The 18,173-nt window shown below is 41.2% G+C and carries 15 protein-coding genes and 1 pseudogene; 3 read left to right on the forward strand and 13 right to left on the reverse strand.

From position 1 onward, the window contains the following. Positions 1-257: hypothetical protein (locus HWQ58_RS31750; protein ID WP_292871806.1), on the forward strand; the 257-nt coding region annotated here is incomplete at its 5' end. 54 nt (positions 258-311) lie between these two features. Here the strand turns inward: HWQ58_RS31750 and HWQ58_RS31755 are convergent. From HWQ58_RS31755 to HWQ58_RS31765, 3 genes are all read right to left on the reverse strand, one after another. Next, positions 312-2,198 (reverse strand): S9 family peptidase, encoded by a 1,887-nt coding sequence (locus HWQ58_RS31755; protein WP_292871808.1) that lies wholly within the window; start codon positions 2,196-2,198, stop codon positions 312-314. Positions 2,199-2,396: 198 nt separating this feature from the next. Then, entirely contained in the window at positions 2,397-2,801 is a 405-nt protein-coding gene (locus HWQ58_RS31760; protein WP_292871810.1) for a hypothetical protein, read from the reverse strand. After that, positions 2,734-4,179 (reverse strand): ATP-dependent DNA helicase RecQ, encoded by a 1,446-nt coding sequence (locus HWQ58_RS31765; RefSeq protein WP_292871812.1) that lies wholly within the window; start codon positions 4,177-4,179, stop codon positions 2,734-2,736. The genes HWQ58_RS31760 and HWQ58_RS31765 overlap by 68 nt, the downstream gene beginning before the upstream one ends. Positions 4,180-4,332: 153 nt before the next feature. On the opposite strand from HWQ58_RS31765, the gene HWQ58_RS31770 reads away from it, so the two are divergent. After that, complete coding sequence (locus tag HWQ58_RS31770; RefSeq protein WP_292871814.1) at positions 4,333-4,770, forward strand: GNAT family N-acetyltransferase; 438 nt, start codon at positions 4,333-4,335, stop codon at positions 4,768-4,770. A gap of 132 nt (positions 4,771-4,902) precedes the next feature. Then, positions 4,903-7,356 carry a HEAT repeat domain-containing protein gene (locus HWQ58_RS31775; RefSeq protein WP_292871816.1) on the forward strand — a complete coding sequence of 818 codons (2,454 nt, stop codon included), beginning with the start codon at positions 4,903-4,905 and terminating at the stop codon, positions 7,354-7,356. Here the strand turns inward: HWQ58_RS31775 and HWQ58_RS31780 are convergent, their stop codons facing one another. The 10 genes and pseudogenes from HWQ58_RS31780 to HWQ58_RS31825 form a co-directional block, all read right to left on the reverse strand. Beyond that, positions 7,357-7,506, reverse strand: coding sequence for a hypothetical protein (locus HWQ58_RS31780; protein ID WP_292871818.1), 150 nt, complete (start codon positions 7,504-7,506; stop codon positions 7,357-7,359). 28 nt (positions 7,507-7,534) lie between these two features. Next, positions 7,535-8,203: a hypothetical protein gene (locus HWQ58_RS31785; RefSeq protein ID WP_292871820.1), complete on the reverse strand. Its 669-nt coding sequence runs from the start codon at positions 8,201-8,203 to the stop codon at positions 7,535-7,537. Positions 8,204-8,286: 83 nt separating this feature from the next. After that, positions 8,287-12,273 carry an NB-ARC domain-containing protein gene (locus tag HWQ58_RS31790; RefSeq protein WP_292871822.1) on the reverse strand — a complete coding sequence of 1,329 codons (3,987 nt, stop codon included), beginning with the start codon at positions 12,271-12,273 and terminating at the stop codon, positions 8,287-8,289. 43 nt (positions 12,274-12,316) lie between these two features. After that, on the reverse strand, positions 12,317-12,688 hold the full coding sequence (locus HWQ58_RS31795; protein ID WP_292871824.1) for a trypco2 family protein: 372 nt from the start codon (positions 12,686-12,688) through the stop codon (positions 12,317-12,319). 433 nt (positions 12,689-13,121) lie between these two features. Next, on the reverse strand, positions 13,122-13,517 hold the full coding sequence (locus HWQ58_RS31800) for a hypothetical protein (RefSeq protein WP_292871826.1): 396 nt from the start codon (positions 13,515-13,517) through the stop codon (positions 13,122-13,124). A gap of 628 nt (positions 13,518-14,145) precedes the next feature. Next, entirely contained in the window at positions 14,146-14,808 is a 663-nt protein-coding gene (locus HWQ58_RS31805; RefSeq protein WP_292871828.1) for a SnoaL-like polyketide cyclase, read from the reverse strand. A gap of 179 nt (positions 14,809-14,987) precedes the next feature. Further along, positions 14,988-15,263: pseudogene (locus tag HWQ58_RS31810) on the reverse strand (diaminopimelate epimerase); the annotation flags it as partial. A gap of 4 nt (positions 15,264-15,267) precedes the next feature. Continuing rightward, a complete protein-coding gene (locus HWQ58_RS31815) occupies positions 15,268-15,774 on the reverse strand; it encodes a GNAT family N-acetyltransferase (RefSeq protein ID WP_366838992.1) in 507 nt (168 codons plus the stop codon). A 74-nt stretch (positions 15,775-15,848) separates the two neighbouring features. Continuing rightward, complete coding sequence (locus HWQ58_RS31820) at positions 15,849-17,453, reverse strand: 2-isopropylmalate synthase (protein WP_292871830.1); 1,605 nt, start codon at positions 17,451-17,453, stop codon at positions 15,849-15,851. An 84-nt stretch (positions 17,454-17,537) separates the two neighbouring features. Then, complete coding sequence (locus HWQ58_RS31825) at positions 17,538-18,059, reverse strand: NYN domain-containing protein (protein WP_041565194.1); 522 nt, start codon at positions 18,057-18,059, stop codon at positions 17,538-17,540. Positions 18,060-18,173: the final 114 nt, after the last annotated feature.

An 18,173-nucleotide genomic window follows, 5' to 3' on the forward strand; every position in this document is an offset into this window, starting at 1 on the left:
AGTATGGACAATACACAGTAGAACACCTCAATTCATCCCTTTATTATGCAACGCCAAAAATTCTTAATTCAGAGTACATCGTGGTTTTTGAAACTTCTTTTTTTGCCGATATGCAGGGTTCATATAAGATTGTTCGACAAAAGTTTGTGCTTTTCTTCCAAATCCAAGCTTTTGCTCCAGGAATCTGGACTGTTCAGATATTGGTGGGTAATGATGAGCTTGTTCGAGTTCCCTTTGAAATATGCAAACCTTGCTAACTATTGAAAATATTCAGGTGGTTGGTGAATGACACTAACCACCATTTTGAGACTTTATTTAACTATTCCTGAATGACCGGGGATATCTGCCAAAGGTTCAAATCTTCCGCCTATGTATTTGGCGAGAAATTCCTCGGCGATCGCAAAAAAGTGCAAGCGATTTTCTGGTCTGGCAAAACCATGTCCTTCATCACTGTAAAGTACATATTGCACTGGTAAACCAGCTTGTTGCATTGCGTTGACAATTTGATCGCTTTCTGATTGTTTCACTCGCGGATCGTTTGCACCTTGACCAATGAGTAAAGGTTTTTGAATTCGGTCAGCGAAAAATAAAGGCGATCGCGATTTGAGAAACTCCTCTTCTGTCTCCAAGTTGCCAATGCGATGATAAATCATTGCTTTGATCGGTTCCCAATAGGGCGGTATAGTTTCTATCAGGGTAATTAGGTTACTCGGCCCGACAATATCCACGCCAGCAGCAAAAATTTTGGGTGTAAAAGTCAACCCCGCTAGGGTGGCATAACCTCCATAAGAACCGCCCATAATCGCAATCTTTTGCGGATCAGAAATGCCTTTTTCTACCAGCCAGTTCACGCTGTCAATCAAGTCATCGTGCATTGTGCCACCCCATTCCCGATTTCCAGCATTCAAAAATGCTTTACCATAGCCAGTGGAACCGCGAAAGTTCACTTGCAACACGGCATAACCTCGGTTAGCTAGCCATTGCGTTGTGGGAGAGAAACCCCAAGTATCCCGCGCCCAAGGGCCGCCATGAACCAGCAGGACTGTTGGGAGATTCTGCGTCGGTATTCCCACAGGAGTTGTTAAGTAACTGTGGATAGTTAAGCCATCCCGCGCTTCATAGGAAATCGGTTGCATTGAAGCTAACTGCAACGTTTCCAGTTTGGGCTGGTTGCTAAAAAGAAAAGTGCTAGTTTTGGACTCTCGATTGTAGGCATGGTAATAAACTGGGCCATTATCAGTTCTATAAGCTAAAGCCCAAGTTTTATCTTCCAAATCGCGGCTAATTATAGAGAATTCTCCAGGACGCACCTTGGCGATTTCCTCAAAATCTGCGGCGATACTGCGATCGATTATCTGCCATTCTTGTTTATCTTTGTAGAAAGAAACTGCTTGAATAACTCGCGTCAGTGGATGAATAATTATCCCCACGACATCATACTGCTCATCTTCAGCAATCACAGTTTCTTTACGGGTTTCTAGGTCAACAGCTAGCAGACGTTTGGCGTTAGCATCATGATTCCCTTGAATATAAAGGGTTTTACCATTATCTGAAAAACTTACAGAATTTCCTTCCTCTTCTGCCCCCCAATGGTGAAGAATTTCCCACTGTTTATCGGGTTTCTGCAACAATAAATCGTAACCACCATCGGGTGTACTAGCTGTTGCTGCACGTATTTGTAACTGGGCGTTAGATGTCCAACTGATAATGTTACCGGGGTTATCAGTATCGAACTCAACTGCACCATTTTTGAGGTTGATGCGGTAAACGTCAAACTTTTGAGGATTGTTCAAGTTCAACGCTACCAGCGCTTCATCTGGAAATTTTGGTTCTAGTTCCACAAGTTCGGCCTTCACACCCTGGAATGGCGTCAAGTCACGCACAATCTTGGAGTGAATATTAACCAAGTGGAGATGAAAGTTCTCATCGCCATCCGAGTCTTGCATATAAATCAACTGGTTGGCGTTATAAGTCCAGAAGAAAATGCGGATACCACGCTTTTTGTCAGCAGTTAGTATCTTGTCGTCTTCTTGTCCTATAGTTCGCAACCATACCTGCAAGACATTTTTCTCATCAGGGGCGATATATGCCAAGTACTTACCATCAGGCGAGAGTTGTGGACTAGTTTTTTCGGGATTCCCAAACAGAATTTCGCGCGGAATCAACGGTGGTAGGGAGGGTGCTTGAGCAGATGACATATTTTTATCCTCTACTTGACCTCTTTATTGTTACTTAGTGGTGAAAATGACAATTCATCCTATTGGATGAACCTAGCTAGAGAATATTTAGCAGAGAAGGGGCAAGAAAAAAGTTTTAACTTACTTTCTGTTGGCTATAAGATTATTTATCTTTTCTTTTGCGTCTTTCTCTAACGAGACGCTGTGCGATCGCAGTTATTAAAAGAATTTAGGTATTGTAGCAAGAACACCTAACGGCGAACAAGCAGCAAGGAAGTAATCTTCATAAATGAGTCTTTGATACTCGGTGACGAGTCTTTGATACTCGTGAATGAGTCTTTGATACTCGGTGACGAGTCTTTGATACTCGTGAATGAGTCTTTGATACTCGGTGACGAGTCTTTGATACTCGTGAATGAGTCTTTGATACTCGGCGACGAGTCTTTGATACTCGCGAATGAGTCTTTGATACTCGGCAACGAGTCTTTGATACTCGCGAATGAGTCTTTGATACTCGGCGATGAGTCTTTGATACTTGTGTACGAGTCTTTTATACTCATTGACGGCAATTATCGCAATGTCCGCAACGCAAGTTAGCTGCTTCTTTATCAAAACCAAAGGCATTTAACAAAAACTGCCAACGACACTGCTTAGTTGTTAGATATTGCTGCATCTGTTTAGCGGCGTGTAATTGCGTCGCTGGCTGATTTCCCGCTTTTTGAGCAATGGTGTAATGAAAAGGATCAAGCCAGTTTAGCTGACCGTTGCTATGGAGTAAAGCTAGCGCTGTCGCACCTTCGGGAAATTGTCGAGCTACTGCATTCACTTCTCCCTGTTTTGGTAATTTTTTCACAAGTTGCTGCGCTATTTGCTGTTGCGATCGCATTTGTTGTTGAAAAAACTCCTGTCTTTGTTTATCCCCTGAATCTAACCATCCCGTAGGTTCACTTACCAACGTCAAGGCTTCTGCCGGTTTCCCATCCCTTCCAGCGCGACCAATTTCTTGCACATATTCAGATAACAAATGTGGCGCGTGAAAATGTGCAACCCAGCGAACATCTGATTTATTTATCCCCATACCAAACGCACAGGTGCAAACCACAAAAGGTATTTTACCACTTAACCAGCTTGCTTCTACTTCACGGCGTTCTGTTGCACCTAATCCCGCATGATAACTAGCTGTAGCATAACCCATCTCTGCTAACCATTGGGCTAAATCTTCACTATCTCTCCGAGTGCGAACATAAACTAATCCCGATTGTTGCGGTCTGTTTTGAATAAACTTTAATAATTGTTGTTTCCTACCTCGTGGTGTCCAAGCAATGCGAACGCTGGGATGCAAATTCGGACGGTAGGGATTCAAGCGGAAAATCTCTGGTTGCTGTAATTGTAAAACTGTTTGAATAATTTTTTGGGCTGAGGGGTCAGCAGTAGCAGTAAAAGCGGCGATACTAATTTTTGTTCCTGGTGGTTTTGATTTTAGCAATGCCGGACGCACTGCCCCTAATCTGCGATAAGCTGGGCGAAAAGTATCACCCCACTGCACTAAACAATGAGCTTCATCTAAAATCAAACCATTAATTTGCAATTGTGGGTGACATAATCTTTCCCACACTGGCACACTTAATAAAGTTTCTGGTGACAAGTACAGTAATCTTAGATGTTGACGTTCTAAAGCTTGCAGAGTTGCACGGCGTTGAGATGAAGGTAATTCACTATGCAAAAGTGCTGCTTTTTGGTGGCTTTCTCGTAGTTCCTGTACTTGATTTTCCATTAGCGCCACCAAGGGCGAAACTACCAAGGTTAATCCTGTTTGTAGCAGTGCAGGAAGTTGAAAACAAATCGACTTCCCGCCACCTGTGGGCATAATAATCAGCGCATCTTTCTGTGCCAATAAACTGCTGACAATTTCTCCCTGCGGTGGACGAAAATCTTCATAACCCCAGATTTGTTGAAAAGCTGCGCGGACTTCTTGCCAAGATTTGGTTGTAGACTGATTCATAATCAATGATAAATGCACCCATATCCTTGAATGCTGAATATAGCCTCTGTTATCCAGCTAATGGTTCAGTAATTTCATCATCTGACACTACAAACCACTGACCCTAAGAATGAATTATAATTTTTCAACCTATTAAATAAAAGATGTAGTGAGATGAATGAAGAATTAAAACATCGATTTTACATCAACACCGACAAATCTAAATTAGATATTCAAATGATTCATGATTTTTTACAAACTTCCTATTGGGCTGAAAACATCCCGTTAACCACTGTAGAAAAGTCAATAAACAATTCTTTATGTTTTGGACTTTATGAAGATAATCAACAAGTTGGCTTTGCGAGAGTCATCACTGATTATGCAACTTCTGCGTTGTTAAAAGATGTTTTTATTTTGGAGCCTTATCGAGGACAGGGTTTAGGAAAATGGTTTGTAGAATACATTTTAGAATATCCAGAATTGCAAGACGTTCAAAGGTGGTTGTTAGGCACAAAAGATGCTCATGGACTTTATCGCCGTTATGGATTTAAAAATTTGACAGAACCGGAAAAAATTATGATGCGTTTAAATGCCAATGCTAATCAAGTCTGAGCAAAGCGGGGGCAAACTAGTGCGTAGGCGTAGCCCGTCGTAGACATCGCTAACCCGCATTGACAGTTAGATTACAATCTAGGTATAGTTTCTCTGACTGGAGTTGTTCATCGGGTGATTCAATCCGATTCAATGACAAAGCATACCAGACAAGTATTACTTAGTGCGCTCAAGGTGGTTGTCTTATACCTGACACTGTTCCTACTATGCACAAGCAATAGTTGGGCGCAAATCACTACTGACAGCAAAATTTCTCCGCTGATTGAGAAGCTGATAGATAACGATACCCACATCAGTAGCCTTGCAGCAGATGCATTAGTTAATATCGGTTCCCCAGCAGTACCATCTCTGATTGAAGCTTTGAAAAATCAGGATATTAATCTTCGCTGGCACGCCGCTTCAGTTTTAGGAGATTTGGGTGCAGAAGCAGCACCAGCAGTTCCAGCCTTAAGTGCGGCATTGCAGGATGAGGATGGACAAGTCCGTTTGTACGCCACCTTAGCTTTAGGAAATATTGGTACAGCAGCCAAAGCAGCAGTTCCATCCTTGATGGCGGCATTACAAGACAAGGAGCAATTCGTTCGCATTTATGTTCCTTCTGCACTCAGAAAAATTGGTGTAGAAGCGAAAGTAGCTGTCCCAGTATTAACTGCTGCCTTAAAAGATCATAATCCCACTGTACGTTACAATTCAGCCTACGCTTTGGGTGCAATGGGTACAGATGCAGTATCGGCTGTCCCGAATTTAATTGCCCTGTTGAATGATAACCAGTTTTACGTGCGTTTGGGTGCTATCAAAGGTTTAGGAGGAATAGCGGCAGGCTTTCAGGACAAAGCAAATGCTTTACCTACCTCCAAGTTGCAGAAAGTCATCTCAGACTTTGAGCAGGTATTGACAACTATACAAAAATACAAAGATAAATTCACAGAGACAGACATCAGGCTGATACGTCGCCCTCTCAATGCCCTGAAAGCAGAAAAAGAAACTCGCCTTTTTGATAGAGTTCTAGAATCGCTATTTAAGCATAAATTACTCTTGGGAATTGCCGCCTACGTTATCTTACTGCCTTCTATTTGGTTAATTCTTTTGCGGCTAGCCCCTTTATGGTTGTTGAAAATTAACAACGCCCTCAAACCCTACACAGACTTTTCCCTCCCATTTATCAGCGTTAATGTACCTCTGCGATATGTGCTATTTGTTGGGTGGTTTCATTACCATCCCAGAATATTAGATGCATGGGTAGCTAAATATATCAAAGCAGCCCGCGAACAATTTCCCAAAAAGGATACAGTTAGCAGTCGCGCTTGTTATATTCCCATTCCCGTTGTTCTGGATGGTACAACAGTTCCGCAACTGATGAATGAGAATTTGCGCTCAACTTTCGAGAAACAACGTAGCTGTTTAGTAATTGGTGGGGAAGGGGGTATAGGTAAAACCAGTTTAGCGTGTCGAATAGCTGGGTGGGCAATGGCTGAGACTGAAGACCAACAACTCTGCAAACATTTGATGTTACCAGTGCTGTTAGAAGAAGAATTTCGGGTAACTGAAGGTAAGTCGTCGCTTTTAGAAGCCATCAGAGGACAGTTGCAAGCTTTAATTGATGAGCCAGAGCCGATTTGTCAAGAATTACTGTTACGTTTGTTAAGAAAGAAACGCATTTTAGTAATTGTAGATCGGTTCTCAGAAATGAATGCGACTACACGAGAAGCAATTGAGCCGGAGTCGCCAGAGTTTCCGGTGAATGCATTGGTGATTACTTCCCGAATTGAGGAAAAGCTGGGGCGGGTTAATAAGACGATAATTAAACCTTTGCGGATTGAGGCTAATAAACTATCGTCCTTTATGGAAGCTTATCTCATGCAGCGAGGTAAACGCGATCGCTTTACTGACCAGGAATTTTTTGACGCTTGTAACCGTCTTTCTCTGATGGTCGGTCAAAATAATATCACTGTCTTGCTGGCTAAACTCTATGCTGAACAGTTAATCGCCAGTAAAGAAGTTGCATCTAATATTTCTGCGTTGCCAGAGAATATTCCTAATTTGATGCTGGGTTATATCAATGAACTCAATCGTGATGTTACAGACGAGCAATTTGATGACCGCACTGTTCATCAAATTGCCAAAACCATCGCCTGGGAATGCTTGCAGCAAAGTTATCAACCAGGAACCGCCAAGCGTGTAGATGCAGTAGCTGCATTAGCAGCTTTGGGTATTGATGACCCCGAAGCACACCTCAATTATCTGGAAAAGCGTCTGCACCTGATTCAAACTATTGGTTCTGCCAAAGACAGAATCCGTTTCTGTCTCGACCCTTTAGCTGAGTATCTTGCAGGTTGGTATTTAATCGAATTATATGGCAATAACGATGGCAAATGGCGATCGCATTTTTTCAAAAAGGCAGATGATTTAGTCAAAACAGGCAGACAAGATGCCATTAAAGGCTTATTGTTGGCGGTGCGAGATTGCTACTTATCTGAGGTTCAAGGTAGCAAAGAAACCGACTTTGTACCCCAAAAGTTGGGTAAACTGGCTGGATTTACACCTCCAGTTACACTAGTTAGTACTGTGCAAACAGTAATACCATGATTAATTTCCAGCTTGTAATTCTGCTTGTAACTGCTGCACTCGTTCTACTGTCAACCCTGTAATTCTTGCAACTATTTCCACTGAAATACCCTCACGCAGTGAATTAAGTGCGACTTGCTCTAATGCTTTTTGGGCAGCTTTTTTTCCCAACTAGTTATTATTTCCATATATTCCTCTTTTAGACTGCTGCTCGCTCGGTCAAAGTATCATCTAAAGCAAAGCTAGTAGTTTTTTTCAGCACAAAAGTGTCATTCTCCTTAATTAAATCCCCAGTACAAACGACTGGCAACCTCTGATGATAAGCAGTCAGAGCCACATTGTATTCAGATTCACTTAAAAAAAGGTGGATTTGGCGGGGCTTGCTCACAACAAAGCCAACAATTGTAACATTGCCTGGATGATTTCGTTCTGTTAGTCGAATCACTATCCCCTGGATTTCAGTATTCGGGATTATTGTAATGAGATCACTCAAAATGTCTAACTGAGAGCGGACTTCAACTTTTTCTAGAATTGACAAAATCTCAGCCATCCGTAGCGCATAAGACCTGATTTCGGGATTGAGAGGTAAGGTAATATCAAATTCCTCACCAAAATCAGTTGTTTTAATCCAAACTGATTCTTTATTGCCAATTTGACTCTCTTGATACCACCCCTGTGCTTGTAGATAGGATGTTAATTTCTGAGGGTCTAAATTAGAGAGAATATTCGGGTCACGCACGGTAACTATCATATAAACCCCCACTAAATCTAATGGTCTGGGTGCTATTTGAAATGAATAACCCGCAGCAGAGGCGATCGCATTGATGTAAGCATAGCTAAATTCCTCTTTCTGGGTAGTGATGTACATTCAACTGAAATTTATTGTTTATTCTTTATAGCAATTATTATTTGAATCGATACTGAGTAGGGGCATTGTAAATCCCTGTTAAATTACCTCCACCATCGCGCTACATCGACAATTGCACGGGCAAGTTCTGCCGTTGCTTCTTTACCACCTAATGCAAAGATAACTGGAAACAATGCTTTGATATCTTGCAGCAAATCACGGCGAGTGCGAAGGGATAGCTCATAAAGTGTATCTTGCCAAAGGGGGAAAAGTTCAGCAGTTAACATTTGTGACAAACTCTTAGCTAAGGCACTCAAGGCTTCGGCACGAGAATACTCAAACTGAATCGCCGTGGCAGCAGCAAGGGCTTGTGGCAATAACTCTGGTGGCAGTTTGTCAGCTAAGGCACTCAAGGCTTCGGCACGAGAATACTCAAACTGAATCGCCGTGGCAGCAGCAAGGGCTTGTGGCAATAACTCTGGTGGCAGTTTGTCAGCTAAGGCACTCAAGGCATTGGCACGAGAATACTCATCCTGAATCGCCGTGGCAGCAGCAAGGGCTTGTGGCAATATATCTGGCAGTTTGTCAGCTAAGGCTCTCAAGGCTTCGGCACGATTTGACTCATCCTGAATCGCCGTGGCAGCAGCAAGGGCTTGTGGCAATATATCTGGCAGTTTGTCAGCTAAGGCTCTCAAGGCTTCGGCACGATTTGACTCATCCTGAATCGCCGTGGCAGCAGCAAGGGCTTGTGGCAATAACTCTGGTGGCAGTTTGTCAGCTAAGGCACTCAAGGCATTGGCACGATTTGACTCATTCTGAATCGCCGTGGCAGCAGCAAGGGCTTGTTGCAATAACTCTGGTGGCAGTTTGTCAGCTAACCTCAAAGCTTTGGCAGCAGAAGAGTCATCCTGAATCGCCGTGGCAGCAGCAAGGGCTTGTGGCAATATATCTGGCAGTTTGTCAGCTAAAGCACTCAAGGCATTGGCACGATTCGACTCAGACTGAATCGCCCTGACAGCAGCAAGGGCTTCTGGCCAAACTTGTGGTAGTTTCTGTGCTAAAGCACTTAAGGCATTGGCACGATTTGACTCAGACTGAATCGCCCTGACAGCAGCAAGGGCTTCTTCCAATATATTTGGCAGTTTCTCGGCTAAGGCACTCAAGGCATTGGCACGATAATCCTCATCCTGAATCACCCTGGCAGCAGCAAGGGCTTTTTGCAGTGCTAATTCTTGAAGATTTCGTGGCAGATAGTTAACTAGTTTTGTCAGCGAGTTGACTTTCTCGTATGGCTTTGGGTTTTGCAGGGCGTAAGCTAGTCCTTGTTCGGGAGTCCACTTGTTGCTTTTGACCAAGGCAAGCAATAAATTTGCTGGTACATTAGCTGCCAAACTATTCAGGGATGCAGTAATCAAAGCATAGCGACACTGCAAACCTACAACTTGCGGCAAAGTTGATTCAGTCCAATTGGCTTGTGCTAATTTCCAAGCACCAGAAATATCTGTAATGTAACCCCCAGCTTGTCCTAATTTTTCTCGCGCTTCAAACCAGCCATTGCTTGTTGTCTGTGACTCCTCCCGCAATAAGGAGTGAATTTCTTCTATCCGTTGAGCCTTTTCTAAATGCCAAACTAAATTTTGATGAATGTAACCATCATTAGGTAAAGTATGCCAAAGATTATTTTGAGTCTTTTGCCAATACCGTTCTAGGAGTTGGCTGTGAGCGTCGGGTAAATTAAAATCCATTCCTATAGGTGGAGATTTAATTAATCGGTCACGAGCGACATCATACAATAAATCATGTATTTTGTAGCCTTTCCACTCAACACCCCCGACAAATACAGGTGAATCAGACTGAAGTAAGGCATCATTCCAAAGTAGCTCTAAACGCTCATCAGCTTCATCCTGCGATTCCATATCCCATAATGTAACTGCCATTGGTGCGGCGATTGTGACATCCTCTGGCAAAACTCCCAACCAAATAAAATTTTTCCAAGCTTGTTCGTTATAGTCCTGCAAAGCATTAATGCTTAAATTAAAAGTTGCTTCTAAAGAGTTTTCTTGACGCGGCCCGTATAAAACTTTTAAATTTGCAACCTCTTGTTTCAAAGCTGCTTCTAGCTTCGCCCATGTAATTCCCCATTTTACTCTTGCCGCTACCAAATTCAGCGCAATGGGTAAGTATCCCACAGTCTCGGCTACTCTCAAAGCCTCTTGTTTCTCTACTTCTTTTATTTCTCGTCCTAAAGAGTTAGAAAATAACTCCAAAGATTCTTCTGGCGTCATCAAATTCAATTGTTGCAAATCAGCACCAACACTATTAGCCACATCAGCACGCCGAGAAGTGATTAATAATCGGGATTGGGAACTTGCTACCAGAAAGGGTTTAACTTTATCTGGTTCCCAAGCATCATCAACTACTAGTAAGACTGCCTTATCATATAGTAAACTTCGCAAATGGGCTGAAGTTGCTTCTATATTAATAGCACGAAATTCGTAGTCTCCCAAAGCTTGCACCCAGCTACTCAGCAGCGCCAGAGTATCTGGTTCCTGTCCCAAAGTTGCCCAAAGCACACCATCAGAGAAACGTTTTTTGATATCTTCATCATGGGCAAGGGCAGCAGCTAAAGTTGTCTTGCCAATGCCACCTAAACCGTGAATTGCACTGATGAGCAAAGCACCAGCATTAGATGTATTTTCCAGTAGACGAGCTTTGATTTCTTTAGTAACTTGTGGGCGCTTGACAAAATTAGCAGGTAAACTCGGTGCTTGAAATGGGATGCCAATACCAGTAGCAGATTTGAGAACAGCAAAGAGTTGCCCTCCTTCATTATCTCGCCACCGCAGGTAGAGTACCGGGCGATACCACTGGTTTCCCCCAGCCCCCATTGCTTCTTGCGCGTGGCTAATAGCAGTTGCTAGAGAATTTTTCTGTCCTAAAGACCGATAAAACTGCTCGGCAAATTTGGTAGCAGCTTCGACACCGACTGAATATTGCATTGCCACTACTGCCGGAATTCGCTGGCTAATCAGATTTTGTGCTGTGCCGTTGAATACAGAATCTCCGACAAATGTCATTGCAGACTGGCAAGCACTCAGGACAGTTAGTGTAACACCACCACTTTTGTTAGTGCCATCACCAAAGCTAGACTGCCGCAGTAATGTTCCCAATTCTTCCGCACTGATGTAATCTGCATCCCCATTTTCATCCTCAAAAACCAAATAGCCTTGAGCTGGTGGCAGTTGCAAATTGCACTTTCGACAAGTAGCAGCTTTAACTCCCTGATTCATTGCACCGCAATGGCTACAGCGCTTACCAAACAGCCCATGCCCATCAAAATGCAACACATGGGGAGTATTGTTTTCCCGATTCTCTGTCAAATATTCTCTTAAGTAATTAAGTGTGGCATAATCTAATTTCTTAAAGTTTATATATCCTGCTTGTGCAGCACTCTTTAATCCTTTAAGAATTGCTTGTTGTTCCTTCGGCTTAAATGGGTTCAGCCCTAATTCTGAGTCAGAGGCAGAAGATGATACTAGTAAAATATTTAGCTGTTCAACCTTTGCTAAATTTGGAGGAACAGAGTCATAAGCAATGTAGCGGGAAATCGTTATCTGTTGGTGTAGTAGAAATTTTTTACCATCGTGCAGCAGTTCCCAGGGATAATCTGTTAAACGCGATCGCTGTACTACATCTGCTTCAATTTTTAGCTGAATATGTAATTGTTTATTTTCACTCTCAGCCACTCGTTGTGCTGCAAACAACGCGTTTTTAACCTTGCTATTTAATGGAAACAGTGACTTGTATAACTCTTGCCCAATATTAGCTATATAGTTAGGATGAAAAGCGCTAATGTCTTTGCTGAGTATACCAGACTTGACCATCCAATCCTGCTCTCCAGCAGTCTGAAAATATTGCAAGTTGAAAGCACTTATTTCCAAAGTTCTCAGCACAGTCATCCGCCAGTCAATCTCACCTTCAAAGAAGGGCAATGACGATTCAGTTTCTCCCTCACCTACAGGAGATTTTGTCACTATTGCCTTAAATTGTTTAGCATTTATGGGCGTGAGATATAGTTCAAAAGTTTCCATTTGATTGCTTGCTTAGTTCTAATGAAAACAACTCACTTAAAACTTAAAACCCCGGTTCTTCACTTCCTTTTGTGAGACTATCCACACTGGTTTTCATAAATTCCTGCCAACGTTCCGGATAAAGAGATTTGTAAATTCCTAATAACTGTTCTTTTTTCAACAGAGGAGATAAGGTAACTTTCACTTTCTGTACATCATCTCGACTAGCTCCCCCTCCAGCTTCAAGAACATAGACTTTAACTTTTCCCTTTACGTCTTTCTTTACTGTTACTTGTAGCTCCAATTCTACAGAATCTACGCTAAAAAGAGGAATATCGGTCTCTTCATTTGGAGAGGCAGGGATAGAGGCAGCAAGCAGTTTTTGCTTGACTTTTTGAATTAGTTCCGTAAGTCCTATTAGATTTTCGTTAGACATTGAAATTTTATTCCTGTGAATATATTCAATGTTATTTTAATTCACAAGTATCAAAACATATTTTAATAAAAAATGCTGAAATATAAGATACTATTTTTTAAAAGGCTTTTAGCTTAAGTTGACTTTTGACTTCCCCGCAGGGGCTGACACCAGTGACAGTTGTGCTTCACTACAAGGATCTACAGCGTAAATGAAGTACACAGGTAGGGACATAGCCATGTTCCCTACGATTATCTATACCTCACCAAGTTGCAATTTGCTGTATTTTCATCTCTGGTTAAATAGGCGTTGCTGATTTCATGTATGAAAATGATTGTGCATGATATCAAAATCCCTGTAGAGACGTTGCAATGCAACGTCTCTACATCTGGGTTCATACTGCAATTCAGCAACGCCGTTAAATATTTTTTTCTATACCCTACCCATGCGGGAACTAGGCAGATTTCTTATTTTCATCTGATGTCTGCCCTGCACTACCTTTCAAGCGAGTCAACCTGCTTTTGCGTACACGTACGCTGTCACGAACGCCACCCGCTATTTCATATTCGCTGCTGTCTGTGCCATACTTGAAACCAACTCCCTTCATCATCTTATCTGAAAGTTTACTCAACTTTTTTTCCATTTGATCGATTTTAGTTTTAGTAGAGTCAACCACAGCTAAAGCGTTGTTATAAGTATCAAGCATAGTGCGAAACTCCTCAATTGATTGAGTCAGATTTTCCAAATCGCAACTATTACCAAAATCCATGTTTGAATCAATTGCTTTGAATCCAGACGTTCTCAATTCAGCTTTTTCTAGAATCCGCGATGTCCGCTTTGTACGAGGCATGGATGTACTCCTTGAAGATATTTCTAGAACTAGCTTGCCTCAATTAAGCTGTATTCTGTATCAGAAAAACTCGCAAATCATTATATTTTTTCTAATAATATTTGTAGGCAATTCCAGTAGTTTTGCTGAAGTCAAGAACTAGATGCTGATTTTGATAGAGATAATATATTTGAACTTCATACAAGCTTCAGTTTATTCACGATCGCTTTAATGTTGATGACTAATGTCGTAATATTAGTGACTAATATTGTAATGTTGCTGACTGATGTCGTAATGTTTGATGACTAATGTCGTAATATTACTCACTAATATTGTAATGTTGGTGACTAATATCGTAATGTTAGTGACTAATGTCGTAATGTTCGATGACTAATGTCGTAATATTACTCACTAATATCGTAATGTTGGTAACTAATGTCGTAATGTTTTGCCAGTTGCTTGAGTCAGGTTGATAGTAATAGTCATCTGCCTTAGTAATTAATTCCTAATATTGTTTTTGGTGTGTTATCGCGTAGCGTAACACAACGCCAGTCCGCTCAAGTCGGGAAACCCGCCTATGCGGCTGGCTCCCCTACAGATACTTAGATTTTTTCAGAAATCACATCGGATTCCTATAGATCTACTGATTTTAGGAATGGAAAGGACAACCACCTGCCGTTAATTTCTGAAGAAAGACATTATTATCAAAATAATGCTCTAAAGACTCAATCTTCAAATCATCAGTGACGCGAGCAATACTAACTCCGACGATTTCTATTGTTTCACCTGTGGGTACATAGTCCTTATAGGAACCATTAAATGTTCCCCAATGTCGCCACTTAAAGGTAACATTAGGCGGCCCCGAAAGTACTTCTGTTAATTCCCAAAGGAAGCCATTGGGAAAGGCTTTATGAAAAACTTGAAATGAAGATTCAAAGGTTTCTGTTTCAGAGTTATATTGCTCAGTTTTACCCAAAAACAGGTTATATGTACCCTCAACTGCAACATCTTCAGCAGTGAATTGTTGTCCGCCATTGGTACTCATCTTAAACTTATCAGTAACAATCGAAAGCCACTGTTGAGGATTAGATTTATTAGAAGCTTCCATCTCAAAAGTGCGGACTAAGTTTTGAGCGATCGCTTCTAAAGAACCTTCTGGATGCTGAAATTTACTCTCTTGATGAAGAAATTCATTGGTGTATGAATAATCCGGGCGTTTTCCTTCTCGCCACTGTACTTCTTCATCATGAGCAATGACTATATCTCTATCTTGTACCCAGAGTGGCAATTCTGTTGTTTTTTCGCTACTCATACAAGCTGGCTGACTATAAACATCGTTTCTCAGAATAAAGTTTTATGCATACAAGTAAATCGAAAAATCTAAAAAAGTAAAAAATATTCATAATCAACTCAATATTGCACAAATGCGAACACGAGCAATCACAGAGGCTTCTTGAGCTAGAAACTTATCCTATTGAATTTAGAAGCTTTTTAGTCTGCAAACAATTCTGCTGATAATTCACCTTCAGCAACCTTTGTCACAGAACCTGTAATAGAAATTGTAAAATCATCCTTGACTTGGATCAAAATTTCTCCACCAGGCATTTGCACAGTAATGAAGGAATCGCACAAACCAATATGTGCAACAGCTGCCACTGCACTGCTGCTACTACCTGAAGCTAATGTGTAACCAGCACCCCTCTTCCAAATTGAAATTTGGATGGTATTTCGGTTCAAGACTTTCATGAATTGAACATTGGTACGATTGTCCTTAAATCAAATCTAATTGCATTGCATTACCTTCAGAGAAACCGAGACTGGAGTAAACTGGTTTACCCAATGGCGAGGCGTTAAGAACCACTCGCGTGCAACCAATCGCTTTTAAATATTCAATTGCTCTATTAGTTAGAGATTTAGCAATACCTTGTCTGCGGTAAGATTGTTCAATATAAACGCCCCAAATATATCCAAATTTGCGGTATTCATCTTTAAAAACATTCGGGTATAAACCTGCAAACAGTTGACAATTTACAGAACCCACAACTGTGTTATCAATCTCTGCAACAAAAGCTTTATAAAACAAATCTCGACGCGCTTCTTCTATAAATTTGAGAGTAATATTCTGCCACTCCAGAATAATATTACTCTCATCAACACCAATATCTAGCCACATTTGGTAAGAGTGTTTTGCAATCAGTGAATCTTCTTTGGTGGTAGCTTCTCTGATATTTATATGTTTTTCTGTCAGCATAATTTCCAACAAATTTTTGCAACTCACAAATAACTCCTCCCCAAAGTTGGAGAGGAGTTTGTTAGCATCAGCTAAAAACTGGCAGTTTGACAGATCCGATCTCAGACTTTCTGTGCAGTTACTTCCTGTGGTTTTTCTTGAGTTTGCAAAGATGCATACAACCTATTCAATGCATTTACATAAGCTTGCGCGGATGCCACGATGATATCTGTGTTCGCTGCATGACCAGAAAAGACTTTAGATTCATAACGTAAACGAATTGTCACTTCGCCAATGGCATCAATACCGGCTGTTACTGACTGCACAGAAAACTCAATTAACTGATTGGGTACATTCACCACACGGTTGATGGCTTTGTAAACTGCATCCACTGGCCCAGTACCGATCGCAGCATCAGTTAATTCTTCACCTTCTGGGGTACGCAGAGTAACTGTAGCAGTAGGACGGGCGTTGCTACCACAGGAAACTTGCACCAACTCTACCCGGAACAAATCAGGTGCTTGTTGGATTTCATCGTTAACGATCGCTTCCAAATCCCAATCAGATATTTCTTTCTTTTTATCTGCTACTTCTTTAAATCTGACGAAGGCTTTATTTAATTCAGTATCTGACAGATCAAAGCCCAATTCTTTCAACCGACTACGAAAAGCATTTCTACCGGAATGCTTGCCCAAAACTATTTGATTGTCTGTTAAGCCAACCAATTGGGCATCCATAATTTCGTAAGTTAGCTTGTTCTTTAACACACCATCTTGGTGAATTCCAGACTCATGGGCAAAGGCATTTGCACCGACGATCGCTTTATTTGGTTGTACTAACATTCCCGTCAAATTGGAAACTAAGCGTGAGGTTTTATAAATTTGTCGGGTGTCGATATTTGTCAGGGATTCTTGAGAATTTTCTGGTCTGCCGAGATAAGGGTTAAAATATTGCCGCCGCACGTGCAACGCCATTACCAATTCTTCTAGTGATGCATTGCCAGCGCGTTCGCCAATGCCATTGATCGTACATTCTAGTTGCCGTGCGCCATTTTTTACGGCTTCTAAGAAGTTAGCAACTGCCAAGCCTAAATCATTATGACCGTGTACGGAAATAATCGCTTGGTCGATGTTGGGGACATTCTCAATAATGCCTTTAATTATTGCCCCAAATTCGCTAGGAGTTGTGTAACCCACAGTATCGGGAATGTTAACTGTTGTTGCACCAGCTGCGATCGTTCGCTCTAACACTTGGTACAGAAATTCTGGATCGGAACGGGCCGCATCCATCGGGGAAAATTCGATATCTGTCATGAAGGACTTGGCATAAGCTACCATTTCTTCGGCGATCGCTAGTACTTCTGCCCGTGACTTTCGCAATTGATACTCTAAATGAATATCAGAAGTCGAAATAAATGTGTGAATTCTGGCGTTAACTGCTGGTTTTAATGCTTCGGCAGCCGCTTCAATATCTGCTTTAATCGCTCTTGCCAAACTACAAACTACCGGGCCATTTTCTGTGCCGACAATTTGAGCAATCTTCTTGACTGCTTCAAAATCTCCAGGACTAGCAAAGGCAAAGCCTGCTTCAATTACATCTACACCTAGACGCGCTAATTGCTTGGCAATAACTAGCTTTTCGTCTATATTCAAAGTCGCTCCCGGACACTGCTCTCCATCTCGCAATGTTGTATCAAAAATAATGATTCGATCGGTTTTGTTTGTCATTTGTCCTTTGTTGTTTAGTGTTTACTTGTGGCTTAATATATCTTCAACTCTAGGTTTTCTTTTTGTAAATAATTGTTAAAGCTATTAACCTTCAGTTTTTTCTATTTGATCTCTGATATCATTTAAATCTATATATCTATCAGTAGCATTGCGTAGTTCTCTAGCAATCATTCCTTCTGTTGATACTACCGTAATATGTGTATTTTTTGAACGTAATAGTTCGATTGCTCTTTCAAAATCTCCATCACCACTGAATAATACTACTCGGTCATACTGGTCTACTGTATTAAACATATCTACAACAATTTCAATATCTAAATTCGCTTTTTGCGAGTAACGACCTGACGTATCATCATAATATTCTTTGAGAATTTTAGTTCGTACTGTATATCCTAGACTAATTAGAGCGTCTCTGAAACCTCGCTGGTCTTGTGGATCTTTTAAGCCAGTGTACCAGAAGGCATTAATTAATGTTGTTTCTGATTGCTCATGTTTGAAGTATTCTAAGACTCGCCGCGGGTCAAAAAACCAGCCATTTTTTTGTTGAGCATAGAACATATTGTTTCCATCTACAAAAATAGACAGACGATTCATTGGAGAACCCATACAAATTTACACCTAATAATATATATGAATTTAGATGGAACAATAGATTATAGCAATTTTCAAATGCCTTGTTTGCTAATATCTATAACGTAGTTCTTTATCTATAGCTTTTAT

The organism is Nostoc sp. LPT (assembly GCF_017115165.1).
Classification (GTDB): Bacteria; Cyanobacteriota; Cyanobacteriia; order Cyanobacteriales; family Nostocaceae; genus Nostoc.